The organism is Streptomyces sp. KL109B (genome assembly GCF_030766935.1).
Taxonomy (GTDB): domain Bacteria; phylum Actinomycetota; class Actinomycetes; order Streptomycetales; family Streptomycetaceae; genus Streptomyces.
The window spans coordinates 16,329-42,121 of the sequence record NZ_JASERL010000018.1 but is presented as its reverse complement, the minus strand read 5'-3'; the positions used below and the strand labels follow the sequence as shown (position 1 = coordinate 42,121).

24 protein-coding genes and 1 pseudogene are annotated in these 25,793 nt (G+C 71.6%); 7 read left to right on the top strand and 18 right to left on the bottom strand.

Features of this window, described 5'->3' with window-relative positions; all coding sequences use genetic code 11:
- Positions 1–57: 57 nt before the first annotated feature.
- Entirely contained in the window at positions 58–648 is a 591-nt protein-coding gene (locus tag RBJ65_RS39865) for a DUF305 domain-containing protein (protein WP_306323537.1), read from the bottom strand.
- A gap of 23 nt (positions 649–671) precedes the next feature.
- Positions 672–1,355 (bottom strand): DUF3105 domain-containing protein, encoded by a 684-nt coding sequence (locus tag RBJ65_RS39860; protein ID WP_306323477.1) that lies wholly within the window; start codon positions 1,353–1,355, stop codon positions 672–674.
- A 246-nt stretch (positions 1,356–1,601) separates the two neighbouring features.
- Between RBJ65_RS39860 and RBJ65_RS39855 the strand changes: the two genes are divergently transcribed.
- Positions 1,602–2,963, top strand: a complete 1,362-nt coding sequence (locus tag RBJ65_RS39855) for a glutamine synthetase family protein (RefSeq protein ID WP_306323478.1) — start codon at positions 1,602–1,604, stop codon at positions 2,961–2,963.
- 105 nt (positions 2,964–3,068) lie between these two features.
- On the opposite strand, the pseudogene RBJ65_RS39850 reads toward RBJ65_RS39855, so the two are convergent.
- The 5 genes and pseudogenes from RBJ65_RS39850 to RBJ65_RS39830 form a co-directional block, all read right to left on the bottom strand.
- Positions 3,069–3,472 (bottom strand): annotated as a pseudogene (locus tag RBJ65_RS39850) (ISAzo13 family transposase); the annotation flags it as partial.
- Positions 3,403–4,281: a nucleotidyl transferase AbiEii/AbiGii toxin family protein gene (locus RBJ65_RS39845; RefSeq protein ID WP_306323479.1), complete on the bottom strand. Its 879-nt coding sequence runs from the start codon at positions 4,279–4,281 to the stop codon at positions 3,403–3,405. The pseudogene RBJ65_RS39850 and the gene RBJ65_RS39845, both read right to left, overlap by 70 nt.
- The gene (locus RBJ65_RS39840) at positions 4,278–4,952 is read right to left on the bottom strand and encodes a hypothetical protein (RefSeq protein WP_306323480.1); all 675 of its coding nucleotides are present in this window, start codon (positions 4,950–4,952) and stop codon (positions 4,278–4,280) included. The genes RBJ65_RS39845 and RBJ65_RS39840 overlap by 4 nt, the downstream gene beginning before the upstream one ends.
- A 124-nt stretch (positions 4,953–5,076) precedes the next feature.
- Complete coding sequence (locus tag RBJ65_RS39835) at positions 5,077–5,286, bottom strand: DUF397 domain-containing protein (RefSeq protein ID WP_306323481.1); 210 nt, start codon at positions 5,284–5,286, stop codon at positions 5,077–5,079.
- Complete coding sequence (locus RBJ65_RS39830; RefSeq protein ID WP_306323483.1) at positions 5,283–6,152, bottom strand: helix-turn-helix transcriptional regulator; 870 nt, start codon at positions 6,150–6,152, stop codon at positions 5,283–5,285. Before RBJ65_RS39830 ends, RBJ65_RS39835 begins: the two co-directional genes overlap by 4 nt.
- A 176-nt stretch (positions 6,153–6,328) precedes the next feature.
- Here RBJ65_RS39830 and RBJ65_RS39825 point away from each other — a divergent pair, with 176 nt between their 5' ends.
- Entirely contained in the window at positions 6,329–6,826 is a 498-nt protein-coding gene (locus RBJ65_RS39825; protein ID WP_306323485.1) for an ATP-binding protein, read from the top strand.
- Between the two features lie 93 nt (positions 6,827–6,919).
- Here the strand turns inward: RBJ65_RS39825 and RBJ65_RS39820 are convergent, their stop codons facing one another.
- Both RBJ65_RS39820 and RBJ65_RS39815 read right to left on the bottom strand, forming a co-directional pair.
- The gene (locus RBJ65_RS39820) at positions 6,920–7,336 is read right to left on the bottom strand and encodes a VOC family protein (protein ID WP_306323486.1); all 417 of its coding nucleotides are present in this window, start codon (positions 7,334–7,336) and stop codon (positions 6,920–6,922) included.
- A 55-nt stretch (positions 7,337–7,391) separates the two neighbouring features.
- Complete coding sequence (locus tag RBJ65_RS39815) at positions 7,392–7,955, bottom strand: pyridoxamine 5'-phosphate oxidase family protein (RefSeq protein WP_306323487.1); 564 nt, start codon at positions 7,953–7,955, stop codon at positions 7,392–7,394.
- Positions 7,956–8,154: 199 nt separating this feature from the next.
- Between RBJ65_RS39815 and RBJ65_RS39810 the strand changes: the two genes are divergently transcribed.
- Entirely contained in the window at positions 8,155–11,172 is a 3,018-nt protein-coding gene (locus RBJ65_RS39810) for a bifunctional [glutamine synthetase] adenylyltransferase/[glutamine synthetase]-adenylyl-L-tyrosine phosphorylase (RefSeq protein WP_306323538.1), read from the top strand.
- A gap of 151 nt (positions 11,173–11,323) precedes the next feature.
- Here RBJ65_RS39810 and RBJ65_RS39805 read toward each other — a convergent pair whose 3' ends face one another.
- Positions 11,324–11,515: a hypothetical protein gene (locus RBJ65_RS39805; protein ID WP_306323488.1), complete on the bottom strand. Its 192-nt coding sequence runs from the start codon at positions 11,513–11,515 to the stop codon at positions 11,324–11,326.
- Between the two features lie 153 nt (positions 11,516–11,668).
- Positions 11,669–12,280 carry a TetR/AcrR family transcriptional regulator gene (locus tag RBJ65_RS39800; protein WP_306323489.1) on the bottom strand — a complete coding sequence of 204 codons (612 nt, stop codon included), beginning with the start codon at positions 12,278–12,280 and terminating at the stop codon, positions 11,669–11,671.
- A gap of 127 nt (positions 12,281–12,407) precedes the next feature.
- Here RBJ65_RS39800 and RBJ65_RS39795 point away from each other — a divergent pair, with 127 nt between their 5' ends.
- Together RBJ65_RS39795 and RBJ65_RS39790 are read left to right on the top strand one after the other, a co-directional pair.
- A complete protein-coding gene (locus tag RBJ65_RS39795; RefSeq protein WP_306323490.1) occupies positions 12,408–13,880 on the top strand; it encodes an APC family permease in 1,473 nt (490 codons plus the stop codon).
- Between the two features lie 173 nt (positions 13,881–14,053).
- Positions 14,054–15,631, top strand: a complete 1,578-nt coding sequence (locus tag RBJ65_RS39790) for an amidohydrolase (protein WP_306323491.1) — start codon at positions 14,054–14,056, stop codon at positions 15,629–15,631.
- A 34-nt stretch (positions 15,632–15,665) separates the two neighbouring features.
- Here the strand turns inward: RBJ65_RS39790 and RBJ65_RS39785 are convergent, their stop codons facing one another.
- The gene (locus RBJ65_RS39785; RefSeq protein WP_306323492.1) at positions 15,666–16,517 is read right to left on the bottom strand and encodes a phosphatase PAP2 family protein; all 852 of its coding nucleotides are present in this window, start codon (positions 16,515–16,517) and stop codon (positions 15,666–15,668) included.
- 75 nt (positions 16,518–16,592) lie between these two features.
- Positions 16,593–17,651, bottom strand: a complete 1,059-nt coding sequence (locus RBJ65_RS39780; RefSeq protein ID WP_306323493.1) for a LacI family DNA-binding transcriptional regulator — start codon at positions 17,649–17,651, stop codon at positions 16,593–16,595.
- A 236-nt stretch (positions 17,652–17,887) separates the two neighbouring features.
- On the opposite strand from RBJ65_RS39780, the gene RBJ65_RS39775 reads away from it, so the two are divergent.
- Complete coding sequence (locus RBJ65_RS39775) at positions 17,888–19,507, top strand: fused response regulator/phosphatase (protein WP_306323494.1); 1,620 nt, start codon at positions 17,888–17,890, stop codon at positions 19,505–19,507.
- 104 nt (positions 19,508–19,611) lie between these two features.
- Positions 19,612–19,959, top strand: coding sequence for a 5-carboxymethyl-2-hydroxymuconate Delta-isomerase (locus RBJ65_RS39770; protein ID WP_306323495.1), 348 nt, complete (start codon positions 19,612–19,614; stop codon positions 19,957–19,959).
- Between the two features lie 402 nt (positions 19,960–20,361).
- Here the strand turns inward: RBJ65_RS39770 and RBJ65_RS39765 are convergent, their stop codons facing one another.
- The 5 genes from RBJ65_RS39765 to RBJ65_RS39745 form a co-directional block, all read right to left on the bottom strand.
- The gene (locus RBJ65_RS39765; protein WP_306323496.1) at positions 20,362–21,057 is read right to left on the bottom strand and encodes a TetR/AcrR family transcriptional regulator; all 696 of its coding nucleotides are present in this window, start codon (positions 21,055–21,057) and stop codon (positions 20,362–20,364) included.
- A gap of 88 nt (positions 21,058–21,145) precedes the next feature.
- Positions 21,146–22,255 (bottom strand): PDR/VanB family oxidoreductase, encoded by a 1,110-nt coding sequence (locus RBJ65_RS39760; protein WP_306323497.1) that lies wholly within the window; start codon positions 22,253–22,255, stop codon positions 21,146–21,148.
- A complete protein-coding gene (locus RBJ65_RS39755; protein WP_306323498.1) occupies positions 22,252–23,157 on the bottom strand; it encodes a metal-dependent hydrolase in 906 nt (301 codons plus the stop codon). The genes RBJ65_RS39760 and RBJ65_RS39755 overlap by 4 nt, the downstream gene beginning before the upstream one ends.
- 115 nt (positions 23,158–23,272) lie before the next feature.
- Entirely contained in the window at positions 23,273–25,201 is a 1,929-nt protein-coding gene (locus RBJ65_RS39750) for a hypothetical protein (protein ID WP_306323499.1), read from the bottom strand.
- 42 nt (positions 25,202–25,243) lie between these two features.
- Positions 25,244–25,747 (bottom strand): tetratricopeptide repeat protein, encoded by a 504-nt coding sequence (locus RBJ65_RS39745; RefSeq protein WP_306323500.1) that lies wholly within the window; start codon positions 25,745–25,747, stop codon positions 25,244–25,246.
- Between the last annotated feature and the right edge of the window lie 46 nt (positions 25,748–25,793).

Sequence of the window (25,793 nt, the reverse complement as noted above, 5' to 3'; positions counted from 1 at the left end):
AAGCCGTCAAGTCGGCTCAACTACGGTCAGGATCACCCGATTTGATCGCTCGGAGGGTCAGCTGACGGTCGCGCCGCGCTTCTTCAACATCCCCGTCATCAGCTCGATCTCGGACTCCTGCGACGCCACCATGCCGCGCGCGAGGCGCCGTTCGGCCGGTTCCGCGCACTGCCGCACACACCCCTCGGCCATGTGCACCCCGCCCTTGTGGTGCGCGATCATCAGCCGCAGATACCGCACCTCGGCGCCCCGCCCACTGTCCGAACGCAGGCGCTCCAGCTGCGCGTTGGTCGCCATCCCCGGCATCAGCGCGCCGTCCTCACCAGGCGGCGCGTCACCCATCCCCATCCACGCCATCGGCGGCTTCGCCGACACCTTCGGCAGCTCCCACAGGTCGAGCCAGCCGAGCAGCATGCCGCGCTGGTTGGCCTGGGTCTGCGCGATGTCGTACGCGAGGCGGCGCACCTCTTCGTCCTTCGTACGGTCGCGCACGATGAAGGACATCTCGACGGCCTGCTGGTGGTGCACCGACATGTCGCGCGCGAAACCGGCGTCCGCGGACTCGGCGCCAGGCACCTTCAGAGCGGGCTCGTCTCCGCCGGAGCCCGCGCACCCGGTGACGGCGCCGCCCGCGAGCAGCACCGCCATCAGCCGACCGGCGGTACGCCGCCTCACCCGCTCAGGCCACCCGTACAGGGGGCGCCCGGCTCGGGGGTCTGCTTGCCCTGCACGTACGTGGCGAAGAAGGAGTCGACGGCGGGGTCCTTCGCACTCTTCACGGTCCGCTGGTGCCCCCAGGCGCTGAGCATGATCGGATCCTTCTGCCCGGCCAGCGGGCTCATCAGCGAGTACGGCGTCTTCTTCACCTTGGCGGCCAGCGCCTTCACGTCCTTCTCGGCGGCCTTGTCGGTGTACGTCACCCAGACCGCGCCGTGCTCCAGGGCGTGCACCGCGTTCTCGTTCGGCAGGTCCTTGTCGTACACGTCGCCGTTGCAGTTCATCCAGACCTGGTTGTGGTTGCCGCCCACCGGGGGCGTCATCGCGTAGGCGACCTTCGAGGCGACGTGGTCGCGGCCGAGCTTCTCGCTCCAGGTGCCGACGCCGTTCTTGGCGTACTTGAAGTGGCCGGTGGCGGAGGGCTTGGCATCCGCCTTGTCGGAACCACCGGACCCACCGGCCCCGTCGTCCTTGGTCACCAGCCACACACCGCCGCCGACGAGGGCGGCCACGACGACCGCGCTCACCGCGACGACCGTGATCCGGCCCCGCCGCTCACGGGCCTGCTCGGCGCGGCGCATCTCTTGTATGCGGTCCCGGCGCGAGCTGCCGCTGGACCTGTTCCGGTCGGATCCCATGGCCGCTGATCGTAGTGCGGGAAACAGGGCTTTGGGAGGCGATCGCGCAGGCCTGGCCATGGCAGGCACTATGGCCCTGAGGGGGTCAACGGGCACTATGAACACAACACCGGCCGATCAAGGACGATCAAGGTCGGCAACGCGTCGGAAACGGGCGTGTGGTGGGATGTGACCACGTCCCCTGTTGAGTCATGGGTCGGCGTGGGCGCAGTAGGCCTGACCAGCAAGGATGGGTGGAAGCGAGAGATGGACAAGCAGCAGGAATTCGTGCTCCGCACCCTGGAGGAGCGCGACATCCGGTTCGTACGTCTGTGGTTCACGGACGTACTGGGCTTCCTGAAGTCGGTGGCGGTGGCCCCGGCCGAGCTGGAGCAGGCCTTCGACGAGGGCATCGGCTTCGACGGCTCCGCGATCGAGGGCTTCGCCCGCGTATACGAGTCCGACATGATCGCCAAGCCGGACCCGGGCACCTTCCAGGTCCTGCCGTGGCGCGCGGAGGCCCCCGGCACGGCGCGGATGTTCTGCGACATCCTGATGCCGGACGGCTCCCCGTCGTTCGCCGACCCCAGGTATGTGTTGAAGCGGGCGCTCGCCAAGACCTCCGACCTCGGCTTCACCTTCTACACCCACCCCGAGATCGAGTTCTTCCTCCTGAAGGAGAAGCCGCTCGACGGGTCGAAGCCGGTGCCGGCCGACAACTCCGGCTACTTCGACCACACCCCGCAGAACGTGGGCATGGACTTCCGCCGCCAGGCGATCACGATGCTCGAATCGATGGGCATCTCCGTCGAGTTCAGCCACCACGAGGGCGCTCCCGGCCAGCAGGAGATCGACCTCCGCTACGCGGACGCGCTCTCCACGGCGGACAACATCATGACGTTCCGCCTGGTCATGAAGCAGGTGGCGCTGGAGCAGGGGGTCAACGCGACCTTCATGCCGAAGCCCTTCTCGGAACACCCCGGCTCGGGCATGCACACGCACCTCTCCCTCTTCGAGGGCGACCGGAACGCGTTCTACGAGTCGGGCGCCGAGTACCAGCTCTCCAAGGTCGGCCGCTCCTTCATCGCGGGCCTGCTCCGGCACGCGGCGGAGATCTCGGCGGTGACGAATCAGTGGGTGAACTCCTACAAGCGCATCTGGGGCGGCTCCGAGCGCACGGCAGGCGCCGGCGGCGAGGCCCCGTCCTACATCTGCTGGGGCCACAACAACCGCTCGGCCCTCATCCGCGTCCCGATGTACAAGCCCGGCAAGACCGGCTCGGCCCGCGTCGAGGTCCGCTCCATCGACTCCGGCGCCAACCCGTACCTCACCTACGCCGTCCTCCTCGCGGCCGGCCTCAAGGGCATCGAAGAGGGCTACGAACTCCCCCCGGGCGCCGACGACGACGTCTGGGCCCTCTCCGACGCCGAACGCCGCGCCATGGGCATCGAACCCCTGCCCCAGAACCTCGGCGAGGCCATCGCGCTTATGGAGCGTTCGGAACTGGTCGCCGAGACGCTCGGCGAGCACGTCTACGACTTCTTCCTCCGGAACAAGAAGCAGGAGTGGGAGGAGTACCGCAGCGAGGTCACGGCGTTCGAGCTGCGGAAGAATCTGCCGGTGCTGTAGGCACAAGGCAGAGGGTTTTTCGCTCGCTTCGCCGAGAGGGCCCACGGTCGCCGACCGTGGGCCCTCTCGGCTGTCTGGCTACGGCTGGGCCGTGCGCCGGGCGCAGGTGATCCGGGAGAACAGCCGGTGTTCGACCTTGTTCCGTTCACTTGTCGCTGGCGTGAAGTGGCAGACCGTGATCGGTAGGCCCATCTCGCGGGCGAGGGTGGCACACCATCGGCGGATCGAGTCCACCGCGAAGGCGGCGGTGTTGCGGTCGGTGCCGACGTTGACCCAGCCGCCGTCCTCGCCGAGGTCGTAGATCCCGTACGGGGTAATCATGTCGGCGTCGGCCGGGCGGCGTGATCGTCGATCTGGACCGGGACACTCTTGGGCCCCCAGGCACGGGCGGCGCGCTGGTAATTTCCGATCGCTTCCTTCTTCTTCGCGTCGACGCTGATCACCGGCTCGCCGTCGGCGAGGAAGCGTTCGGCGGTGGCCTGGATGTGTCGGAACTGCACGTCCCGGTCGGTCCTGGACCGGTCCCCAGTGGATGACGTGTATGCCGTTCCCGGGCCACATGTCGATCAGTTACCGCCCCACAGCAAACGCTCGGGAACCCACCGCCCGCAGGACACGGTCCCGGCGAGTGCTGGCCCGACGAACGCCTGCGCAGATCGGCAGCTCCGAGTGACTGACTTCGCGCGATGAGCACCAGATCGCACAGGTCCCGGAATCGCGTGCTCGGCCGGCCCTGGTGCCGCTCGACGATGGCGCAGACCTTGTCGGCGACGCTGTCGGCGAGCGGATAGAGCCGGTAGTCGGGGCGGACGAGCCCCGGGATGTCCAGCGCGACGATCGGCTCGGACATCTCGGGAACTCCCGTGACCTGGACGCCTGTTACGAGGTCGACGTGGAACTTCTCGTACACCCTGCGTCCCAGGAGCGCCTGGACGGGGACCCTGACCCCTTCGACTCCTTGGACCAGGCTCCGCGGCTCCGAGAGCTCGAAGGTGAAGTGGTCGCCGAGGTCACGGCTCGTCGCCCTGCGAAGACCGGTGAGCGCGCCGGTCAGGCTCTCCGCCTCGACGGCGAGATCGATGTCGGCGGAGTGCCGCGCCTGTTCCAGGCGGGCCAGCATGGAGATGCCGCCCTTGAGGATCCATCGATGCCTGTCCTCCTCCACGAAGCAGCGGGCAAGCAATCGATCGTAGGCGAACTGCCGCCGGAGCTGCGCGTGGCTGAACGCACTGCTCCCCGCAAGCTTCTTGAAGCGGGTGGTCAGGGCGGTCTCGAAGGCCCTGGGTGTTTGGTAGGGGAAGCGGGTCTCGTGGGTCATGGCTGCCTCCTGGCGGTACGGCGATGGAGTGCCGGGTGGCCCGTGGCCGATTCCACAAGACCGTCGACGAGTGCGACCCCGTCTCCGGCCGGCATCCCGTACGCGGCAGCGGCCGGGGCCGCCGCGCGGATGAGTTCGGCCCGCTTCGCGAGCCGTCGGTCCAGCAGATCGGCCATGACCTGCCCGATGTGCACGCCGTCGTAGCGGGCTTCGAGCAGATCGCGTGCCAGCCGCCCGGGCCGTGTGACCGGTAGCTGATCGAGCCAGTCGACCTCCTCGTCCGTCACCGCAGCACGGTGCAGCCGCAGGTCCTGGCGACGCGTCCGTCTGCGGTACGGCACGGTGAACTCATAGGCATCCGGTTCGAAGTCGCCCACTCCATAGAGCTGTGCCGCGCTGGTGTGAGACACCACTCCCTCGGCGACCACACGCTCTTCAACGGCCTTCGACGGAGCGAGCTGCAGCCAGGCGACCCGCAGGTCGAGCAGGGGGACCGCTGGAGCGCCGGAGATCCGGTACACACCGAATCCGATGGCTTCGAGGGCGCCGTCGGCCACCAGGCGGTGCAGCTCCCAGCGCCGCACTCCAAGGTGTGCCGTCTGACTCGTCGTGACCAGACCCCACTGATATTGGGACAGCTCCGAAAGCCGTCCGAGCGCCTCGCTTCTCATGGCGCAACTGTTGCAGATAAGCAACTCTCGTGCCGCGATGGCGTGCCGTGTCACCCCATCGGATGGCGGCCCGAGGGGTAGCTAGCCCTGAATCCAGCCGGGTTGCTGATGCGCCCGCCTACGTCTACCGCACCTCACCCACGTACGAGACGAAGGCGCTCCATCCCTCCGCGCCGAAGGCCAGTCGCGCGCCCAGCGCGTTCTTCGAGTCGCGTACGTGCGCGGTGCGGGGCGTTGTGGCGACCTCGACGCACTCGGGCCCTTCGTTGCTGCTGTAGCTGCTCTTGAACCACTCAAGTCCGGCGGCGCCGTCGGCGGGGGGCCTGATCGTCATGTCTCTCCCAGCACTTTTTCGATGAACGCCAGCGACTCCCGTGGCGTGAGAGCCTGCGCGCGGATGATCCCATACTGGGTTTCCAGACGGCGGAGTTCGTTCCGCTCGGTGATCAAGCGGCTGAGGTGCTGCGCCTCGATGTGCCCCGCCTTGGGGCCGCCGAGCGGATCGATCAGCAGGAAAGAGCCGCCGAGTCCGGCGTGGTCCTCGCGACTTGTCGGCATCACCTGGATCTGCACGTTCCTCAACTGCCCGATCTCCAGCAGGCGTTCGAGCTGCCCGCGCAGGACCATCCTGCCACCGAGCGGACGTTGCAGGGTCACCTGCTCCTGAACGAAGTTGAAGTTGGGGGCGGGGTGCCGCTCCAGGATCTTCTGGCGGGCCAGCCGCGCCGCAACGTACTGCTCGATGAGGTCTTCCTCCAGTGCGGGCTGACGCATCTCGTACAGGGCGCGGATGTAGTCCGGGGTCTGGAGCAGCCCGTGGATCTGGTGACAGGCATACGCGCTCAGCTCCGCTGCGGTCGCTTCCACCTTGGCCAAATCCCGGACCTTCCGCGGGTAGCGGGCCCGTTCCATGTCCTCCTTGAACTCCGCCAACATCCCCTGCGCGCCCAGAACTTGATCGGCACGCTCCAGCAGCACCGCCTTCGGGATCCGGCGCCCCCGCTCCACCGCCGACACCTGATGCTCGGTGTAGCCGATGGCGGTGCCCAGCTCGGCCTGCGTCATCCCGGCCCGCTCGCGCCATCGCCGAACCTGACGCCCCACGAGCTCCAGAACCTCGGAGACCCCCTCGTCCCAGTCCTGCCTCGCCTCCTCCTCGGCCCCCTGATCCCGCTCCGTCTCCGCCTCCGTACCCGCCATGCCGCCCACCTCCCGTTGCACCGCCGACAGTTACGTTCCGTGTCGGTGTCGTCGCGGTTCACGGTACGCGGGTCACGCCCGACAGGCCGTACAACTCGTGCCGACCACCCGACAGTTGCGTTCCGTATCGGCGGCGAAGCTGTTCGCGGTGCTGGGTGGTCATCACGCTGAGTGGTGTGAACCAGCGAACCGCTCACCCGTCCCCGGCCCCGTCGGCCATTCCTGCCCGCCACTTCAACGTGCGCCTCACTTCCACCCCGCGTGGCGCCCGCCTCGCCCGGCGCCTTGCCGGTCAGCAACTCGCGGACTGGGGAGTCGAGTTCGGGAGTGATGCCGCCGAACGGGCCGCCCTCGTCGTCGCCGAACTGGCGGCGAACGCCATCACGCACGGCCATACCCGCGGCCGTGACTTCCGCCTGGCGCTGCGCCTGGACCCGGCCGACGACGACGCGCACCGCATCCGTATCGAGGTCACCGACACCCGCCCCGACCGGCTGCCACCCCAGCCTGCCGCCATGCCCGACGTGACCGCGGCAGCGGCAGTGGTAGCGGGGCGGGGTCTAGTGATCGTCCACAGCCTCGCCACGGCCTGGGGCGTCCAATTGCCGGACGACGGTCTCACCAAGACCGTCTGGGCGGAACTGCGGGCCGATCAGGCGGGCCGGAGCGGTTGACGTGGTCGACTCGGGCGTGGGTGGCGTCTGGCTCCGGCGGGCACGGCGAACGGGCCGGGGCAGGACCCGGCCCGTCCTCGGTCTGCCCCAGCGCTACAACGTGTCCCGCAGCGGCTCCGTCGCGCGCTTGCGGTACTCCTGGATCGCCCAGCCGTTGCCGTCCGGGTCGGTGAAGTGCATGAAGGTGCCGCCGTCGTCCGGGGCGTACTGGATGGGTTCGGATACGTCCAGGCCGCGTGAGCGCAGCTCCTCGTGGGCCGCCTTGATGTCGGTGACGCACAGTTGCAGGCCGTGGTACGTACCGGGCGTGCCGGTGCCCGTCGGGCTCGGGATGCCCACGGCGAGGGCGATCGAGCAGCCGGACCCCGGGGGCGTGAGCTGCACGACGCGGGCGCCCGGCAGCACCTCGCGGTCGACGTCGCAGCGGAAGCCGACCTTGTCCACGTAGAACGCCTTGGCCCGGTCGATGTCGGAGACCGGGACGGCGATCACTTCCAGGGTCATCTCCATGGCCTGTCCTCTCAGTCCTCTCACGGGTGTCAGGGATGTCACGGGTGCCGGGCGGTTACTCGAACCGCCAGCGGGTCTGGGTGAACCGTTCGCCCTTGCCGAAGCCGAAGACCGTGTGCGGCGCGACCGCGAAGACCAGGGAAGGTCCCTCCTGGCCCTGGAACGCCCCGTCGGCACGGACCTCGAAGTGCCATGCCGGACCGTACTTCTCCTCCCATGCCTTGGCGAGGGAACGCAGCCGTTCCGTTTCCGTGACCCGCACCGCCCGCCCCTCGACCACCACGTCGAACCCCGCGGCCCAGGCGTTCGTGCCGGTCGTGAGGACGACGTTCGGGTTCTCGGCGAGGTTCAGCGACTTGCGTTCCCGGTCGCCGGAGGTGAAGTGCAGGGCGCCGTCCTGCCAGATGCCGAGGAGCGGGGTGACGTGCGGGCGGCCGTCGGGGCGGACGGAGGAGAGCCAGAAGAGTTCGGCTCCGGCCAGCAGCCGTTCGGCCGCCGCCCAGGGGGTGGGTTCGGCGCCGGGGGAGCTGTACCGGGGGTCGATCGAGGCGACCGGGGTGGCATGCGGGGTGGCATGCGGGGTGGCATGCGGAGTGTCGTGCGGGGTGTCGTGCGGCATCGTGGGTGGTCCTTTCCCCGTGCGGACTTCGCGCACGGGCTTCGCGTACGGATCTCGCGTACGGACCTCCCGTACGGATTTCGCGTACGGATCTCTCGTACGTAGATGGGGACCTGCCGCGCCGTCGCAACTCATCGGTGCCGCCCTCGGCGCAGTAGGCTCAAGGCCACCGTTGATCGAACAGGAGGCCGGGGCGATGATGTCGGTGCCGCAGGAAGGCGGACGGTGGACGGGTGGGCGCAGGAGCAGCACCTTCACGCGGCTGCTGCGTCTCGGGTTCACCGACCCGTCCGCGGCCGAGCGGCTGCTCGACGCCCCCGGGCTGTCGGCCGTGCGCGCCGACCCGCTGCTCCTGGACGCGCTCGGCGCCGCCGCCGACCCGGATCTGGCGCTGCTCGGGCTCGTACGTCTCGTGGAGGCGCAGGACGACGAGGCGGGGCGGCGGGAGCTCCTCGACACGCTCGTCGCCGCCAAGCCGCTGCGCGACCGGCTGCTCGGCGTGCTCGGGGCGTCGGAGGCGCTGGCCGACCACCTCGCCCGGCACGCGCAGGACTGGCGGGCCCTGGTCACGTACGAGCCGAGCGATCTGCACCCGGGCGTTGAGGAGTTCGAGCGGGGGCTCGCCGACGCCACCGACGAGGTGTCGCTGCGCGTCGCCTACCGGCGCTGTCTGCTGTCCATCGCCGCCCGCGACGTGTGCGGCACCACCGACATCACGGAGACCGCCGCCGAACTCGCCGACCTGGCGACGGCGACGCTCCGCGCGGCCCTCGCCATCGCCCGCACCGCCGCGCCCGCCGACGCCGCGCTGTGCCGGATCGCCGTGATCGCGATGGGCAAGTGCGGTGGCCACGAGCTGAATTACGTGTCCGACGTCGACGTCATCTTCGTCGCGGAGGCCGCCGACGGGAGCGGCGACGAGCAGAAGGCGCTGCAGGCCGCCACCCGGCTCGCCTCGCACCTGATGCGGATCTGCTCCGACACGACGGTCGAGGGGACCATTTGGCCCGTCGACGCCAACCTGCGCCCCGAAGGGCGCAACGGCCCGCTCGTCCGCACTCTCTCCTCGCACCTCGCCTACTACCAGCGCTGGGCCAAGACCTGGGAGTTCCAGGCGCTGCTGAAGGCCAGGCCCGTCGCCGGTGACCTCGAACTCGGCGAGGAGTACGTCGAGGCCGTGTCGCCGATGGTGTGGCAGGTGTCCGAGCGGGAGAACTTCGTGCCCGACGTGCAGAAGATGCGCAAGCGGGTCGTGGCGAACATCCCGGCGGGGGAGAAGGACCGCGAGCTGAAGCTGGGGCCCGGCGGTCTGCGTGACGTCGAATTCGCCGTCCAGCTACTGCAGTTGGTGCATGGGCGGTCGGACGCGGCGCTGCGCAGCGGGACGACCCTCGACGCGCTCGCCGCCCTCGCCGACGGCGGGTACGTGGGCCGGGTCGACGCCGTGCAGCTCGACGACGCCTACCGCTTCCTGCGCACCCTCGAACACCGCATCCAGCTCTACAAGTTGCGCCGCACCCACCTCGTCCCGGAGGACGATGCCGACCTGCGCCGCATCGGCCGCTCGATGGGCATGCGCACCGAACCCATCACCGATCTCAAGCGTGCCTGGAAGCGGCACACCTCCGTCGTCCGCCGCCTGCACGAGAAGTTGTTCTACCGGCCGCTGCTCGATGCCGTCGCCCAACTCGCGCCCGGCGAGACGAGGTTGCGCGCGGACGCCGCCCGCGAACGCCTCGTCGCGCTCGGCTACGCCGACCCGAGCGCCGCGATGCGCCACCTGGAGGCGTTGGCGTCCGGGGTCTCCCGCAAGGCGGCCATCCAGCGGACGCTGTTGCCGGTGCTGCTCGGCTGGTTCGCGGACTCGGCGGACCCGGACGCGGGGCTGCTCAACTTCCGTAAGGTTTCCGATGCGTTGGGCAAGACGCCCTGGTATCTGCGGTTGCTGCGCGACGAGGGCGCGGCGGCCGAGAACCTCGCCCGCATCCTCTCCGCCGGACGCCTCGCCCCCGACCTCCTCATGCGCGCCCCCGAAGCGGTGGCGCTGCTCGGCGACGTACGGGGCCTGGAGCCGCGCGGGCACGGGCAGTTGGCGCAGGAGACGCTCGCGGCGGTGCGGCGCGCGGACGACGGCGAGCAGGCGGTCACCTCGGCGCGCGCGGTGCGCCGGCGAGAGCTGCTGCGCACGGCGGCCGCCGACATCATCGCCTCGTACGGCACCGAGGACACGCCCGCCGTCGCCGACCAGGGCGCGCTCGTGGACCAAGTGGGCGCCGCCGTATCGGACTTGACGGCCGCGACCCTCGACGGGACGCTGCGCGCCGTCGTCCGTGACGGCTGGGGCGATACGCTTCCCACCCGTTTCGCCGTCATCGGCATGGGCCGCTTCGGCGGGCACGAGCTGAGCTACGGCTCCGACGCCGACGTGCTGTTCGTGCACCAGCCCCGCGAGGGCGTCAGCGATCACGAGGCGGCGCAGGCCGCGAACAAGGTCGTCTCGGAAATGCGCCGCCTGCTGGCGCTCCCGAGCTCCGACCCGCCACTCCTGATCGACGCGGACCTGCGCCCGGAGGGCAAGTCCGGCCCTCTCGTACGCACCCTCAAGTCCTACGAGGCGTACTACCGGCGCTGGTCGCTGGTGTGGGAGTCGCAGGCGCTGCTCCGGGCCGAACCGGTCGCAGGGGACGAGGAGTTGGGCCGCTCCTTCATCGAACTCGTCGACCCGCTCCGCTATCCCGCCGAAGGGCTGGGCGACGACGCCGTCCTGGAGATCCGCCGCCTCAAGGCACGTATGGAGTCGGAGCGGTTGCCGCGCGGCGCCGACCCCACGCTGCACGCGAAGCTGGGGCGTGGTGGGTTGTCGGACGTCGAATGGACGGTGCAGCTGCTTCAGCTGCGGCACGGGTGGGTGGAACCGGGGCTGCGCACGACCCGTACCCGGGAGGCGCTGGCCGCGGCGTGTGCCGCCGAGCTGATCTCCGCGGAGGACGCGGCGACGCTCGACGAGGCGTGGGTGCTGGCCTCGCGGGTGCGCAACGCCGTGATGCTGGTCCGGGGCAGGCCCGGCGACACGTTTCCCTCGGACGGGCGTGAACTCGGCGCCGTGGGCCGCTACTTGGGGTACGACCCCGGCCACGTCGGCGACATGCTCGACGACTACCGCCGCATCACGCGCCGCGCGCGGGCGGTGGTGGAGGAGCGGTTCTACGACGGGTGACGCCGCTGGCCGCGCGGGGGCGTAGGTAACTCAAGCCTCTGCGGCGATTGAGCAGCGGGGCGCGGGGCAGAGCCCCGATCTTTTCAAGCCCCGCCGGCGTTTGAGGCGCGGGGTCCGGGGCGGAGCCCCGGGGCGTGGGGGACGGGGGCCGCTACCGCACCTTGGCCGAGGTCGTCGCCGACAGCCACGGCAGACCCGAAGGGCCACGGTGGGCCAGCGCCACCGCCGCGTCCACCCGCTCGTCGCCGGAGACGTACCCCCGCCGCAGCGCGGCGAACGGGTGGGCGGCATCCCCCGGAGCCGCCCCCTTCACACCCGCCGCGTCCTTGAGTGCCGTCGCCATGAACCCGTCCCTCCGTCGTCCGTACTCGGACTTACGACGGTCCTCCGGCACGCGCCCCAACGGCAGATGCCATCGGTCGCGAACGCACGGGACGAACGTCCCACGGCCCTACGCGGCGCTTACTCCTCCAGCACGCTTACTCCTCCAGCACGCTTACGCCTCCAGCAGCACCCGACACCGCTCCACGAACCCACTGAGCGCTAACTCGAACGCCGCATCCGTACGGCGCCCCTCGGCCCCCGCCGCCAACGCCCGCTCAAGCAGCGGCGCCTGCCCCTCCTGCGCCGGCTCCCACATCGTGTCCGGCGCCGCCACGTCCAACGCCGACCCCAGCACCATGTTGTCCAAGGCGATGATCACCGGCATCACGTCCGGCAACGCGAACCCCGCCTCCAGCAACAGCGCCACCCCCAACTCGTACTGCGCGATCACCCTCGGCGCCCGCACCGGATGCGTCGTAAGGAGCGGAATCGCCTTGGGATGCGCGGCGAACGCCGCACGGTAGGAGCGGGCCCACCCGGCGAGCGCCTCGTCCCACGGCAGCCCCGAGGCCAGCGGCGCCTCGTCGATCGCGGAGCAGATCCGCTCGCGCAGCAGCTCCACGATGCCGTCGCGGCCGTCCACATGGTGGTACAGCGAACCCGCCTGCACGCCCAGCCTGCGCGCCACCTGCGGGACGCTGAACTCCCCGTTCGCGTCCACGATCGCCAGCGCCGCCGTCGCGATCCGCTCCCGGTCAAGGAGAGGTGTGCGCGGCCGCCCCATCCGGATCCCTCCTCAAAATCGGGTCTTCCCGTGAGCCCAACGGGAGGTTACATTGCGAAAAACCAAAAGCCTTTAGATTTACGCCCGTCCGCAGTGCGGGCCTGCCGCCAGAAGGGCTTCCCTACGCATGTCCGTACGCACGTCCGTGACCTCTCCGAAGACCGAAGCCGGCGCCGACCCCGGCGCCCCACCGGACGCGCCACCCAGCCTTCGCACCGGCACCCTCGGCACGTCCGACATCGCGTTCTTCGTCGTCTCCGCCGCCGCCCCGCTCACCGTCATGGCGGGCGTCGCGCCCATCGCCATCTCCCTCGGCGGCGTCGGAGCGCCCGCCGGATACCTGCTCGCCGGCATCACCCTCGCCGTCTTCGCCATCGGCTTCACCACGATGAGCCGCCACGTCACCGGCGGCGGCGCCTTCTACTCGTACATCGCGCAGGGCCTCGGCCGTCCGGCCGGGATCGGGGCGGCGCTGCTCGCGATGGTCGGCTACAACGGCATGGAGATCGGCGTCTACGGACTCCTCGGCTCCGCCACCCAGGACACCGTGCACTCCCTGTTCGGCGCGGACGTCCCCTGGCTCCCGGTCTCCCTCGTCGGCCTCGCCGTCATCTGGTACGGCGGCTTCCGCTCGATCGACTTCGGCGCGAAGCTCCTCGGCGTACTGCTGGTCGCGGAGACCGGCATCCTCGTCCTCCTCGCGGGCGGCGTCCTCCTCAAGGGCGGCGCGCACGGCCTTTCCGCCGCCTCCTTCGCGCCCGGCAACGTCCTCGTACCGGGTACGGCGGCCGTCCTGGCCTTCGCCTTCGCCGCGTTCACCGGGTTCGAGTCGACCGTCATCTACCGGCGCGAGGCCCGCGATCCGGACCGTACGGTGCCGCGTGCGACGTACATCGCGGTCGCGTTCCTCGGCCTCTTCTACGCCTTCACCGTCTGGATCGCGATCCAGTCCTTCGGCGACGCACACGTCGTCAAGGCGGCGGGTGACGACCCGGCGAACCTCTTCTTCACCGCCATCACCACGTTCGTCGGGGGCTGGGCGGCCGACCTGATGCACGTCTTCATCGTCACCAGCGTCATCGCCTCCCTCCTCGCCTTCCACAACGCCATCAACCGGTACGCACTCGCTCTCGCCGACGAGGGCGTGCTGCCGCGCGCGGTCGCCCGTATCCACCCCAAGCACCGTTCGCCGTACGTCGCCGGGCTCGCGCAAACCGTCCTCGGGGCGGTCGTCGTACTCGGCTTCTGGGCGGCAGGGGCGGACCCGTACGACCAGCTCCTCCTCTGGGTCAACACCCCCGGAATGCTGGGCCTGATGGCCCTCCAACTCCTCGCGGCGCTCGCGGTCCCCTTCTTCTTCCGCCGCATCACGCACCAGGAGGGTGTCCTCCGGACGATGGTGGCCCCCATTGCGGCAACCCTCCTCCTCGCTGTGGCCATCACCCTGGTCGCCACGCACATCGACCTCTTCACGGGCGCGTCCCCCTTGGTCAACTGGATCCTCCTGGCGGTGGCCCCCGCCGTCTTCATCCTCGGCCTCGCCTTGGCCCTCCGCCTCCGCCGCACGCGCCCCACGACCTACGCAACGTTCGGCCAGTAACTCCCCCCACGCTTGGGGCTCCGCCCCAAACCCCGCTGCTCAATCGCCGCAGGGGCTCGATTCCCCCACCCAGCCACAACCAACGCCCCTCTCAGGGGCGCGGGGAACTGCGCAAAAGAACCCAGCCACACGCCCAGCCGCAGCCGCCCACCGGAAACGGAGTCGTCCGCACCATGGCATCCGCCGACCTCCTCCTCACCCACACCCACATCCGCACCCTCGACCCGCCCCGGCCGGAGGCCACCGCCCTGGCCGTGGCCGGAGGCCGCATCGTCGCCGTGGGTGACACCCACGACCTCGTACGCGACTGGCTCGGCCCCACCACGGAACACCTGAACCTCGAAGGCGCCCACGTGGTCCCCGGCTTCGTCGACTCGCACAGTCACCCCGTGTGGGGCCTGGAAATGGCGACCGGCGTCGACCTCACCGGCGTACAGGACCTGGCCGCACTCCGCTCCGCCCTGCGCACAGCAGCACGGCTCGACGGCGGCTGGGTCGTCGGCTGGGGGCTCGACCACAACGCCTTCGAGGGCCGCCCCATCCACCGCGAGCTGATCGAGGACGTCCTCGACGGCGCCCCCGCCTTCCTGCGCCTCTACGACGGCCACTCCGCCCTCGTCAGCGGCGCCGCCCTCGCCGCCGCGCGGATCACAGGACCGCGCTCCTTCGCCCAGCGCTCCGAGATCGTCTGCGACGGCGAGGGGCGGCCCACCGGGCACCTCGTCGAGCACGCCGCCATGGATCTCGTGTACGAGGTCGCGCCCCGGGCCTCGTACGAGGCACGCCGTGCCGGGCTCGTCGAGCTGCTGAGCGCGATGGCCGCCACCGGGCTGACCGGCGCGCACGTCATGGACGGCGCCGACCTCGATCTGCTCGCCGCCGTTGAACAGGAGGCAGACCTCCCGCTCCGGCTCACGATCTCGCCCTGGTGCATGCCCGGCGTGGACCGCGCCGGGCTCGACGAACTCGTCGAGCTGCAGAAGCGCGGCGGGCGCCGCTGGCAGGTCGGCGGCGTCAAGTTCTTCATGGACGGCACCGTCGAGGGCGGCACCGCCTGGCTTGAGCACGCCGACTGCCACGGGCAGGGCACCGACGCGTTCTGGCCGGACCCGGCCGCGTACAGCGAAGCCGTACGTCACCTGCACGCCGCCGGAGTGCGCACCGCGACGCACGCCATCGGCGACGCCGCCGTGCGGCACGCACTCGACACCATTGAGGCGCTCGGCGGGAGCGGCAGGAACGCACACCGCGTCGAGCACATCGAGTCCGTGCCCGACGACACGATTCCGCGGTTCGCCGCGCTCGGCGTCACCGCCTCGATGCAGCCGCCCCACACCGCGTACACGAAGGGCGACCACAGCGACGAGTGGTCCAAGCGGCTCGGCGAGCAGCGCGCCGCCCGCGCCTGGCGCACCCGGGACCTGCGGGACGCGGGCGCCACCCTCGCCCTCGGCTCCGACTGGCCGATCGCCCACTACGACGCCCGGAAGGTGCTCGCGACGGCGCGGGTGCCGGAGGGCGCGGCCGGGCCGGGGCAGGGGCTCACCGGACTCGAGGCGCTGGAGGGCGTCACCTCGCACGCGGCGATCGCCGCGGGTCAGGCCGCGGAGGCCGGGCGGATCGCGGTCGGCCTGCGCGCGGACCTCACCGTGCTCGGCCTCGACCCGGTCACCGCCCCCGCCGACGAACTCGCCGAGGCCCCCGTCGTCCTCACCGTCACCGACGGTCGGATCACGCACCGCAGCGCGTGACGCAGGGCGGGGCGGCACCCAAAGGCGCCGCCCCTCACACCTTCGCCGGCAGCAACGGCGGCGTCACCAGGCGCGGCAGCGCATACGGCAGCGCCCCGTACCAGGCCCGCGCCACCGCGAAGCCGAACGCCAGGCACGCCATGCCGCCCACGGCGTCCAGCCAGAAGTGGTTCGCCGTCGCCACGATGACCAGCAGGGTCAGCGCCGGGTAGAGCAGGCCGAGGACCCGCACCCACGGCACCGAGGCGAGCGCGAAGATCGTCATGCCGCACCACAGCGACCAGCCGATGTGCATCGACGGCATCGCCGCGTACTGGTTCGACATGTTCTTGAGGTTGCCGGAGGCCATCGAGCCCCAGGTGTGGTGGACGGCCACGGTGTCGACGAAGCCGCCGCCGGTCATCAGGCGCGGCGGCGCCAGCGGATAGAAGTAGTAGCCGACGAGGGCGACCGCCGTCGTCGCGAACAGCGCGAGACGGGTCGCCGCATAGCGCCCGGGATGGCGGCGGAACAGCCACACCAGCACGCCCAACGTGATGACGAAGTGCAGTGTCGCGTAGTAGTAGTTCATGCCTACGATGAGCCAACTCACCGAATTCGCGGCATGGTTGATGGTCTGCTCGACGGCGATCCCCAGGCTGTGTTCCGCCCGCCAGATCCAGTCGGCATTGCGCAGCGCCTGTTCCTTCTGCTCCGGGACCGCGTTGCGGATCAGCGAGTACGTGTAGTAACTCACGGCGATCAGCAGGATCTCGAACCAGAGTCGCGGACGCCGCGGCGCCCGAAGGCGACGCCCCGCGCGGTCTTCCGCGATGCGGTCTTCCGCGATGGGTGATGATGTGGGCCCTTTTCGGCCTTCACGTGTCGTCACGGTCGTTTCACCCATAGGCACAGAGTCTGCCAGATTACGACCCCCCGACCGATCATCCCTTGGGCGGGTCACGCACGCACCCGCTACGCCCTACGGACGAGGTCGTACCCCTACGGACACCCCTGAGGACGCCGCTGCCGCCGCGGCCGTGGACCCGCGCACCACCAGCTCCGGCATGAACACGAATTCGCTGGGCGGCGCGGGCGTGCCGCCCACCTCTTCGAGCAGCGTGTGCACCGCCGCCTGGCCCATCGCGTGCACCGGCTTGCGGATCGTGGTCAGCGGCGGATCGGTGAACGCGATCAGCGGAGAGTCGTCGAAACCGACCACCGACACGTCCTTCGGCACGTCGAGGCCGCGCTCGCGCACCGCCCTGACCGCGCCGAGCGCCATCATGTCGCTCGCGCACACCACGGCCGTGCAGCCCCGGTCGAGCAGCGCCGCCGTCGCCGCCTGCCCGCCCTCCAGGGTGTAGAGGGAGTGCTGGACGAGGTCGTGCTCGACGTCGTCGGCCGGCAGGTCGAGCCGCTCCGCCATCGTGCGCACGAACCCCTCGATCTTCCGCTGTACGGGCACGAAGCGGCGCGGCCCGACGGCCAGCCCGATCCGGGTGTGGCCGAGCGAGGTGAGGTGGGTGACCGCGAGGCGGGCCGCCGCCCGGTCGTCCGGCGAGATGAAGGGGGCCGCGACGCCGGGCGCGTACCCGTCGACGAGGACGAAGGGGACGCCCTGGCCGCGAAGGCGTTCGTAGCGCTGGGTGTCGGCGGTGGTGTCGGCGTGCAGCCCCGAGACGTAGATGATGCCGCTGACGTCGCGGTCGACGAGCATTTCGGTGAGCTCGTCCTCCGTGGAGCCGCCGGGGGTCTGGGTGGCCAGGACCGGCGTGTACCCCTGCCGGGTCAGGGCCTGCACCACGACCTGGGCGAGCGCCGGGAAGATCGGGTTCTCGAGTTCCGGGGTGATCAGGCCGACCAGGCCCGCGCTGCGCTGCTTGAGGCGCACCGGGCGCTCGTAGCCGAGCACGTCGAGTGCGGCGAGGACGGACTGACGGGTGGCCGCGGCGACGCCCGCCTTTCCGTTGAGCACGCGGCTGACGGTCGCTTCGCTGACCCCCGCTTGGCTTGCGATGTCGGCAAGGCGTGCGGTCACGGGACGCGACCTTACCCGTCACCCGCCGCGTTGCCCACCGAAGCCGCACGGCCCGACGGACGGGAAGTGCCGGGCGGGAAATGCCAGGCGGGTAAGCCAGGTTGGGGCGGCGCCACCCGGATCGGTGAACCGTACGAAGGCCGGGCCGCCGCCCGGGGATCCGGCGGTAGCTTGGTCCGGTGCGAGCCGCGGGGGCCGCACCGCGCCGCCTCTTGAGGGGCCTTCTCGTGAACTCCATGGTTCAGGGACCAGGGACGCCAGGGACCGACACCGGATGCACGGTCCTTGTGGTCGACGACAGCGCCGCCAACAGGTATGCCCTCGGCGCCGTCCTGAGCCGCGCGGGCCATGTCGTCGTCCCCGTCGGCTCGGCCGGCGAGGCGCTCATCGAACTCGACGTGCGGCTGCGCACGGGTGCGCTGCCCGATGTGGCGCTCGTGGACGTCGGGCTGCCCGACCTCAGCGGGTTCGAGCTGTGCCGCAGGGTCAAGGCGCTGCCCTCGCTCGCCGGGATCCCCATCGTGCACTTCTCCGCCCGGCCCTCCGGGCCCGAGGAGCGCTGCCGGGCCCTCGACGCGGGCGGCGAGGCGTATCTGACGGTGCCCGCCGAGCCGGAGGAGATCCGCGCCGTGGTGCGAGCCGCGCTCCGCGGGGTGCGTGAACTCACCGATACGCAGGCCCAGTTCGACCATTTGACGCTGCTGTCCCAGACCGTCGTCGACGTACAGGGCGCCCGCAGCCTCGCCGAGCTCGCCAGGACGGCGTCCGCCGCGACGGCCCGGCTCACCGGGAGCGACGCCGCCGTCTTCGTCCTCGGCGACCGCGGCGCGGTGCACACGGGCCTGTCCAGGAACGGCTCGCGGTTCGTCGCGCCGGACGCCGAGGCGCGCGAGCGGGCCACCGACCTTGTGCGGCAGGTCAGTTGCGGGCCCGGCGGGGTGCGCAGCACGGTGCAGCCGGCGGCCGCGTGGCCGCACGCGTACTTCGGGCCCGGCGGCGCCCGGCTCACCCTCGCCCGCACCCGCGACGGACGGCTCGCCGTGTGCCTCGCCACGCCCGGCTTCCCCGATCCGGACGGCCGGCTCGGCCCGCTCGTCGCGCAGCTCGCGCGGGCCATCGCGCTCGCCGCGGAACCCCTCGTCCTGTACGAGCAGGAACGTCATGTCGCTCATACGCTGCAACGGAACTTCCTGCCCGCCGAGTTGCCCGCGTTCCCCGGTGTCGACATCGACTTCCGGTACGAGCCCGCCTCCCAGGAGGCCGAGATGGGCGGCGACTTCTACGCGGCGCTGCCCACGCCCGAGGGGGTGCTCGTCGGCGTCGGGGACGTGGTGGGGCACTCGCTGGACGCGGCCACCGTGATGGTCGAGCTGCGGCACGCGCTGCGCGCCTACTGCCTGGAGGACCCGCGCCCCGCCCACCTCGTGGCCCGCCTCGACCGGCTGCTCCAGCACTACCACCCGCAGCTCACCGCGACGCTGTGCCTGGCCCTCGTCGACCCGGCCACCGGGCGTACGAGGGTGGCCAACGCGGGGCACATTCCGCCGCTGATCGTGCCGGTGGACGGCGAGGTCCGGTACGCGGATGCGGTGGGGCCGCTGCTCGGGATCGGGCTGCCGCACCCCGAGCCCACCGTCTTCGACCTCGAACCCGGGGCGCGGCTCCTCATGGTCACGGACGGGCTCGTGGAGACCCGGGGGGTGGACCTGTCGGTGTCGATGGAGGAGTTGCGGCACGCGGCGGCGGTCGCGCCGGAGGAGCCAGGCGAGCTGTGCGACGCGCTGCTGACGCGGTTCGGGCGGGGGCGGGCGGACGACATCGCGTTGCTGGCGTTGCGGCGGGGCGCTCCGCGCTGAGACCGGGTGTCCGGTGGGCGGGACGTGATTGTGCGGTGGGGCGCCGCCGGGCGAAGGTGACTGTTGCTAGGCCACACCACGTCACACCATTACGGGAGCGCCCCATGCCGCAGATCACCGTCGACCACTCCGCGGACCTCGACGACCGTCTCGACCGGGACGGGCTGGCGGCGGCGGTGCATCAGGCGGCCGTCGAGACGGTGGCGGCGCGTCTCGCTGCCTGCAAGACCCGGTTCCGGCGGGTTGACGCGACGGTCGTCGGTGACGGTCCGGCGTCGCTCGTCCACGTGGAGATCGCGCTGCTGGCCGGGCGTACGGAGGAGGCGAAGTCCGCCCTCACGGAGGCGGTCCTCGCCGCCCTCCCGGCCCACATCAAGAACCCGTCGGCCGTCCACCTCTCCACCGAGGTCCGCGACCTGACCCCGTCCTACCGCTCGGCCATCTCCTCCTGACACCCCACCGCCCCTACGCCCCGGGGCTCCGCCCCGGCCCCCGCTGCTCAATCGCCGCAGGGGCTTGATGGGTCCGCCGCGCCGCCCCTACGCCTCGGGGCTCCGCCCCGGTCCCCGCTGCTCAATCGCCGCAGGGGCTTGATGGGTTCGCCGCGCCGTCCCTGCGCCTCGGGGCTTGATGGGTTCGCCTCGCCCATCTCCCACCACCCGCCCCCTCCGGGGGCGTCGGCCCGACGGGGGGCCGCAACCGCCTTGGGCAATCTGCCGCCTTGGGCGGCAGGGTGGGCAAGGCGGCCCCCGGTGCGGGCTGCGCAGACGGAGAGGGGCGCCCCGGCGCAGCGGGGCCCGCTTACGCCCCCGGTGCAGCGGGGCCCGCTTACGCCCCCGGCGCAGCGGGGCCGCTTACGCCGCCGGCGCAAGCGCGGACAGGCGGGTCAGCAGGGTCGCGAAGGGGCCGTCGGCCGGCTCGTCCGTGAGGATGTCGCGGAGGAGGGCCGCCATCTCCGGGTCGTAGGCCGCGCTCACCGCCGCGAGCGCAGCGAAGTCGTGGACGAGTTGGAGTTGGAGTTCCGCCCGCGGGATACGGCGTCCGTCGAGCCAGATCAGGGCCGTGGATTCGGCGAGGGAGATCCAGGACCGGACGACGAGTTCGAGGCGGGCGGAGGGCGCCGCGACCCGCAGGTGCGCGAGGATCTGGACGTAGGCCGCCTGCCGGACGGAGTCGATGAGCGCGTTCGTCGTCGACGAGCCCACCGCCGGGCCGCCACGCATCAGCGCCGAGAAACCGGGACCGTGCTCGTCCACGAAGTCGAAGAAGCGGCCCATGACGCGCAGCAGGCGCGCGCCGAGCGGGCCCTCCTGCGGCTCCTCGAAGCGCTCCGCCAGATCCTGCGCCGCCCGCTTCAACGCCGCCTCGTACAGGCTGAGTTTGCCGGGGAAGTAGTGGTAGACGAGCGGGCGCGAGATGCCTGCCGCCGCCGCTATCTCGTCGATGGAGACGTCGTCGGGGGAGCGGTTGCTGAACAGTTCGAGGGCGACCCCGATCAACTGCCGCCGCCGCTCCTCGACTCCCAACCTGCGCCGCACCCCGGTAGTCATGCCGAACACTCTACCGAGCGGATCCGGCCTGCCAACCGGCCCCCGTCCACCACCCCGTACGACTCCGCCGGAGCCCGCCGAAGCCCGCCTACAGGTCGAGGACGAGACGCTCGCTCCGCGCCCGCGAGACGCAGATCAGCATCGAGTCCGCGCGCTCCGCATCCGTGAGCAACTCGTCGCGGTGCTCTATCTCCCCTTCCACGACGCGCTGTTGGCACGTTCCGCAGAAACCCTGTTCGCAGGAGTACGGGATGTCCGGCACCTCGGCCCGCACCGCCGCGAGCACTGTGGAGCCCGCCGGCACCGCCACCACCTTGCCGCTGCGCCGCAACTCCACCTCGAACGGACCGTTCCCGTCGGCCGAAACGCGTGGCGTGAACCGTTCGGTGTGGAGGGTGCAGTGGTCGGGGAGGGCTGTCTCCACGGCCGACATCAGGCCCTCGGGGCCGCAGCAGTACACCGCCGTGCCGGGTGCGGTGTCCGCGAGTGCGGCCGCCAGGTCGGGGCGGCCGTCCTCGTCCTCCGCCGCGACCGTGATCCGCCCCGGGGCCGCCGCCCCGCCCAGCTTCGTCACGTCCTCCAGGAACGGCATCGAGGCCCGCGTCCGGCCCCCGTACAGCAGCTTCCACTCAGTGCCACGCGCCTCGGCCTCCCGCAGCATCGGCAGGATCGGCGTGATGCCGATGCCGCCCGCCACGAACACGTACGAAGGCGCCCCCGCGTCGAGCGGGAAGCGGTTGCGCGGGCCGCGCACCTCGACCTCCATGCCCTCCCGCAGCTGCTCGTGCACCTCGCGCGACCCGCCGCGCCCACCCTCGCCCTCCGGGATGAGCCGGGTGGCGACGGTGTACGAGGACGTGTCCTCGGGGTCCCCGCACAGCGAGTACTGCCGTACGAGGCCGGAGGGCAGGACGAGGTCGAGGTGGGCGCCCGGCTGCCAGGCCGGCAGGGGCAACCCCGCGCTCTCCAGGCGGAGTTGGACCACTCCGTCCGCCACCTTCTCGTACCGCGCCACGCGCAGCCGCAGCGCCCGCGCCCGCGGCCGTCCCGACGTCGGCTCCTCCAGCGCGGGCATCGGCCACAGCGGCGAGCGCCGCACCCGGCGCCGCAGCGCGCGCCGCACGACGAACCCGGCGCCCGCGACGAGCACGGCCTTGCGCAACGTACGGCTCGTACGGCTGCTCGTACGGGCGGTCATCGGGCGCCTCCCTCGTGGCGTGCCGAGCGTGCCGATTCGCGCGCCTCGGCCGCCACCGCGGCGGGGGAGGAGGCGAGATACGCGACGGCCTGCGCCGTGTCGCCCTCCTGGTCGGGGTGGTAACTCCGGCTCAGATAGCGGGGTATGGAGCGCGCCATCGCCCCGGGCGTCGGCAGTACGCCCCGCTTTCCGCTCCGGTAGAACTCCTTGAAGCTCGCTCTGCCGTCGATCAGCGTCGGGTCGTTCTCCATGAAGAACCGCGCGCCGCGCTGCCAGAGGAAGACGAGTGCCGTGAAGGCCGTGGCCCAGGTGCGCACCCGGCGCCGGTAGCCGCCGTCGAGGTGCTCGAACAACTCGAAGGCCACCGCCCGGTGTTCGACCTCCTCCGCGCCGTGCCAGCGCAACAGGTCCAGCATCGTCGGGTCGGCGCCGCGCCGGTCAAGCTCCTCCGCGTTGAGCACCCAGTTGCCGAGGAACGCCGTGTAGTGCTCGATCGCCGCGATCAGCGCGACCCGCTCCATCAGCCACCACTGCCGCGCCTTGCCGGGCGGCAGCGTCCGGTCGCCCAGCAACTTCTCGAAGAACCAGTCGAGTTGGGCCGTGTACGGCGTCGGGTCGAGGCCCTGCTCGCGCAGGTGCGGCAGCACCTCGTCGTGCGCCTGCGAGTGCATGGCCTCCTGGCCGATGAACCCGATGACGTCCTCGCGCAGCCGCTCGTCCGTGATGTACGGCAGCACCTGCTTGTAGACGTGCACGAACCAGCGTTCCCCCGCCGGGAGCAGGAGGTGCAGCACGTTGATGGTGTGCGTGGTGAACGGGTCGTCCGGCAGCCAGTGCAGCGGAGTCCGATCCCAGGCGAACGAGACCTGGCGTGCCTTCAACGGGACGCGCTTATTAGACATGGCGTCAATGTACTGACGGGTAGCGTCGCTGGACACCCCTCGTACGCCACTTTCCCCAATCAAGCCCCTGCGGCGATTGAGCAGCGGGGTCCGGGGCAGCGCCCCGCGACGTCGGCTAACGCAGGGCCGGCACCTCGCTGCCCCGAGCCCCCGTCCCGCTGAGCGACACCTCGCCACCCCGCGCGAGCGGAACCGCCACCACGTTCCCGTTCACCCTCCGCCCGCTCACCGCGACGGAGTCGACCCCCTCGCTGCCCGCGGCGACCAGGTACCAGGCCCCCGCCCGCGACTTCCACCGCACACCCGCCAGCACCTGCGGATCCCGCTCCCCGCACGCCGCCGACGCCTGCGACTTCGCCGCGACGACCGCGGCCCGCGCACCCGGCGCCCGGAACAGAGCCAGGGTCCGAGGCCCGCCGCCCCGCCACGTCTCGGCCCGCGTGCACACCCATTCGGCCGTCCCGTTCCCCTGCGGCAGCGGCTGCTTCGCGTACTTCCAGGAGTTGACGGAGCGCACCCCGTGCGAGCGGGCCGCCGCCAGCGAGCAGGCGGTCGTCGCCCAGTCCCCGGGCCGCGCCTCGTGGGGCGCGGCGGGGCTGCCGGAGGTGAGGTGCGCGGGGACGAGTTCGCCGAGGTCGGTGGAGAGTCGGGTGCCGGTCGAGTCGGTGAGGGCGAGCGCGTTCCACGACGTACAGGAGGAGGCCAGCGCCGGGCTCGGGAACGGGGCCGTCACGCCGTCCTTCGTGCGCGACAGGGCCCGCGCCCCGGCGGACGGTTTCAGCAGGTCGCGGGTGGCGGCCTTGGACACCCAAGGCGCGGTCAGATAGCGGACGTTGCCGTCGGAGCGGTCCATGACCACGGCGCCGGCCTGCGCGCCCGTCGCCCCGTCGGCGCGCGCGAAGTCGAGCGCGGCGCCGCTCGTGCCGTTCTTCGGCTCGGCGTAGCGCACGACGCGCAAGCCGTCGTAGAGCAGCACGACGCGGGCCTGGTCGAGCTCGCCCGCGTACAGGAGTTGGGGTGGTCCCGGCGGGGCGCCCGCGGGGGTGCCGGGGGTCGCCGACACCTTCACGGAGGAACCGGGCCGTGCCCACACGGCGAGCGCCCTGCGCAGCAGTCCCTTGTCACCGGTGAGCGAGCCGCGCGCGGGCCACACCGAGAAGTCGGTGCGGGAGGACGTCTTCCACGTACTCGGCGCCACCTTCGTCAACTTGGCCGGATTCAGGGCCGCTTGACTCGCCGGGTTCTTCGCGTACGGCGGCGCCGCCGCGCCGTCCGGGGCCCAGCCGTCGCCCGGGAGCCCGAGCAGCGCCCCGCACACGAGGGTCGCCGCGACCGCCGCGATGCCCGCCTTCAGGTGCTGGCGGCGGCGCATCAGGTCGGTGGGCCGCGCGTGCAGTGAACACGGGTCGAACTCGGGGGACTCCAGGAGCGCCGCCCCGGCCCCGGGCTCCTCGGCCGCCGCCATCTCGCGCGCCTGCGCGAGGGCAGCGTCCGCGTCCTCCTCCGGGCAGCGCGCCTCGACGAGGACCGCGTGGACGGCGGCGTCGTCGAGGCGCTCCAGGCCGCGCAGCACGTACGCGGCGCGCGCCGGGCCGCTCAGCGCGGAGAGCCGCTGGTCCAGGGCGAGTTCATCGGCGCCGCCCGACTTCGGGAACAGCCGCAGGCCCCACACCTGCGGCAGCAGCGGCGGCAGTTGCGCCCGCTTGGGCCAGGCCGCGCGCCGCAGCGGAAGCCCCGCCTCCAGGGCGCTGCGCAGCACCTTCAGGCGTACGTAGGCGTAGCCCGGGTCGCCGGTGCGGCTCACGTCGCCGCGCTGGGCGGGGATCGGGGCGGGCGCGTCCGCCGTGCGGCCGCGGGGGAGCGCCCGCTGGGTGACCGAGTGGGCGGTCAGCACGCGGCGGTTGCGGCCGAGGCCCGGCGGCAGCACGAGGTAGGCAAGACGGACCAGGCGTGGATAGTGCTCGACCAGGGCCGCTTCGGCCTGCTCGACGTCGATGACGGCGGCTTCGGCACCGCCTGGGGACGGGGACGTGGGTTGCTGCACCTTTGACTGCACGTTCAGCAGAACGAGCGAATCGTGGGATGGTCACCCCATGAGGGCCTTCGCGTAGTTCGCCATCGAGCGCTGATAGCGGGGCAGGTGCGGGGCCAACGCGCCGAGGACCAGGGAGAGTCCCTCGCGGTCCCGGCCGAGGCTCGACAGGCACAGGGCGAGACAGGCGCGCACCGCGTCGTCCAACTCGTCGCCGGGAGCCGTCAATTCCGGTTCGAGGAGCGCGACGCCCTCCTCCGGGCGCCCGATGTTCCGTAGTGAGCTGGCCAGTTGAATTCTCGTGCGGCGGGCCCGGTAGCCGCTCAGGCCGAGCCGCAGCGCCTCCTGGTAGAGCGGGACCGCCCGGTCGGAGTGGCCGGTCGAGTCGAAGGCGCAGGCCCGCTCGAAGGGGGCGACCGGGCTGTCGGCGGGCAGTTCGGCGGCGAGGGAGTCGATCAGCGCGCGGAACTCGCCCGCCGCCGACTCGCCTTCGTAGTCGTCGATCGTCGCCCAGGCGGCCGCGATCCGTGCTTCCCAGTCGGGGTTCTCGGTGCTCACCGGGGCACTGTCACACAGCAGTGCCCCGGTGTCACCAGAATTCCCG

What these genes read in the sequence shown, in the direction of transcription:
- RBJ65_RS39865 (WP_306323537.1), bottom strand. Translation starts at nt 648, where the DNA reads ATGGCGGTGCTGCTCGCGGGCGGCGCCGTCACCGGGTGCGCGGGCTCC.
- RBJ65_RS39860 (WP_306323477.1), bottom strand. Translation starts at nt 1,355, where the DNA reads ATGGGATCCGACCGGAACAGGTCCAGCGGCAGCTCGCGCCGGGACCGC.
- RBJ65_RS39855 (WP_306323478.1), top strand. Translation starts at nt 1,602, where the DNA reads ATGGACAAGCAGCAGGAATTCGTGCTCCGCACCCTGGAGGAGCGCGAC.
- RBJ65_RS39845 (WP_306323479.1), bottom strand. Translation starts at nt 4,281, where the DNA reads ATGACCCACGAGACCCGCTTCCCCTACCAAACACCCAGGGCCTTCGAG.
- RBJ65_RS39840 (WP_306323480.1), bottom strand. Translation starts at nt 4,952, where the DNA reads ATGAGAAGCGAGGCGCTCGGACGGCTTTCGGAGCTGTCCCAATATCAG.
- RBJ65_RS39835 (WP_306323481.1), bottom strand. Translation starts at nt 5,286, where the DNA reads ATGACGATCAGGCCCCCCGCCGACGGCGCCGCCGGACTTGAGTGGTTC.
- RBJ65_RS39830 (WP_306323483.1), bottom strand. Translation starts at nt 6,152, where the DNA reads ATGGCGGGTACGGAGGCGGAGACGGAGCGGGATCAGGGGGCCGAGGAG.
- RBJ65_RS39820 (WP_306323486.1), bottom strand. Translation starts at nt 7,336, where the DNA reads ATGGAGATGACCCTGGAAGTGATCGCCGTCCCGGTCTCCGACATCGAC.
- RBJ65_RS39815 (WP_306323487.1), bottom strand. Translation starts at nt 7,955, where the DNA reads ATGCCGCACGACACCCCGCACGACACTCCGCATGCCACCCCGCATGCC.
- RBJ65_RS39810 (WP_306323538.1), top strand. Translation starts at nt 8,155, where the DNA reads ATGTCGGTGCCGCAGGAAGGCGGACGGTGGACGGGTGGGCGCAGGAGC.
- RBJ65_RS39805 (WP_306323488.1), bottom strand. Translation starts at nt 11,515, where the DNA reads ATGGCGACGGCACTCAAGGACGCGGCGGGTGTGAAGGGGGCGGCTCCG.
- RBJ65_RS39800 (WP_306323489.1), bottom strand. Translation starts at nt 12,280, where the DNA reads ATGGGGCGGCCGCGCACACCTCTCCTTGACCGGGAGCGGATCGCGACG.
- RBJ65_RS39795 (WP_306323490.1), top strand. Translation starts at nt 12,408, where the DNA reads ATGTCCGTACGCACGTCCGTGACCTCTCCGAAGACCGAAGCCGGCGCC.
- RBJ65_RS39790 (WP_306323491.1), top strand. Translation starts at nt 14,054, where the DNA reads ATGGCATCCGCCGACCTCCTCCTCACCCACACCCACATCCGCACCCTC.
- RBJ65_RS39785 (WP_306323492.1), bottom strand. Translation starts at nt 16,517, where the DNA reads ATGGGTGAAACGACCGTGACGACACGTGAAGGCCGAAAAGGGCCCACA.
- RBJ65_RS39775 (WP_306323494.1), top strand. Translation starts at nt 17,888, where the DNA reads ATGGTTCAGGGACCAGGGACGCCAGGGACCGACACCGGATGCACGGTC.
- RBJ65_RS39770 (WP_306323495.1), top strand. Translation starts at nt 19,612, where the DNA reads ATGCCGCAGATCACCGTCGACCACTCCGCGGACCTCGACGACCGTCTC.
- RBJ65_RS39765 (WP_306323496.1), bottom strand. Translation starts at nt 21,057, where the DNA reads ATGACTACCGGGGTGCGGCGCAGGTTGGGAGTCGAGGAGCGGCGGCGG.
- RBJ65_RS39760 (WP_306323497.1), bottom strand. Translation starts at nt 22,255, where the DNA reads ATGACCGCCCGTACGAGCAGCCGTACGAGCCGTACGTTGCGCAAGGCC.
- RBJ65_RS39755 (WP_306323498.1), bottom strand. Translation starts at nt 23,157, where the DNA reads ATGTCTAATAAGCGCGTCCCGTTGAAGGCACGCCAGGTCTCGTTCGCC.